Source organism: Pararhizobium sp. PWRC1-1 (assembly GCF_049897905.1).
Classification (GTDB): domain Bacteria; phylum Pseudomonadota; class Alphaproteobacteria; order Rhizobiales; family Rhizobiaceae; genus Pararhizobium.
In genome coordinates this window covers 1-787 of record NZ_JAFCXE010000080.1, presented here as the reverse complement: position 1 = coordinate 787, position 787 = coordinate 1, and the positions used below count along the sequence as shown (strand labels likewise).

At 56.7% G+C, this 787-nt stretch carries 1 protein-coding gene; it reads right to left on the bottom strand.

Annotated elements, in window-relative coordinates; genetic code table 11:
* Positions 1-743, bottom strand: a 743-nt coding sequence (locus ACP7E0_RS35005; protein WP_426131963.1) for a transposase, incomplete at its 3' end; no start/stop codon positions are given.
* Positions 744-787: the final 44 nt, after the last annotated feature.

The window sequence follows — 787 nt, the reverse complement described above, 5'->3', positions numbered from 1 at the left end:
ATTTGCAGCTGGGCGAGCAGTTCTGGCAAGCGATAGGTGTCTTTAAGGGCGTCAACCAGCTGTGTCTTTTCCCGATTACTCAGGATCTGCAGATCGACGCCCAGTTCTTTTTTTAGGAGTTCATTGGCCTTCTTCAGGAGGTCATGCTCGAGTTGCAACTGGCGAACATCACGTTGGAGGGCTTCAAGCTGTCGCTCGAGTTCCTCGCGTTCCGGCGCCTGCGGGGTGGTTTTGCGGCGTTTCATGGAGGAAGGAGCCTCATGACCGAGTAGCTGGTCTTTCCAGTTGTACAACGTCGGCCTGCAGACGCCCAGCCGGTCAGCCACCTGTTGGGCGCTTTCATCTCCACTACATAGTCCGATGACACCAGCTTGCTTCACCGCTGCGGGATAGGCAGGGCGCCACGATCGACCGACCATCGATGTTCGCGTCTCCGGAAAGGCCTCCCGTACCCATGCGGTCAGAGTTCCTCGACCAGGATAGCCGAGCGCCCTCATCGTCGCAGAGATGCAACGATCATGGGTGCGGTAATGCTCAAGTGCCGCCTGCTTCTGACTCTCGGGATACTTTGGCGCTCGAGCTACCGGCTGAATACGCAGGTCGAGATGCTGTATGTACTCGCGGTACCAACCCCTCAGCGCATTCTTTGTGGGATAACCCAACTGGCGAATGGTCCCGTTAAGTCGCTTGCCAAGCCTGATATAAAGCTCAACGGCTCGACGTCTGTCTGCGTAGGAATACATGAACTACCTCCTGGTGGTCCAAGTTTTCGTCCGCACCCCCCTTT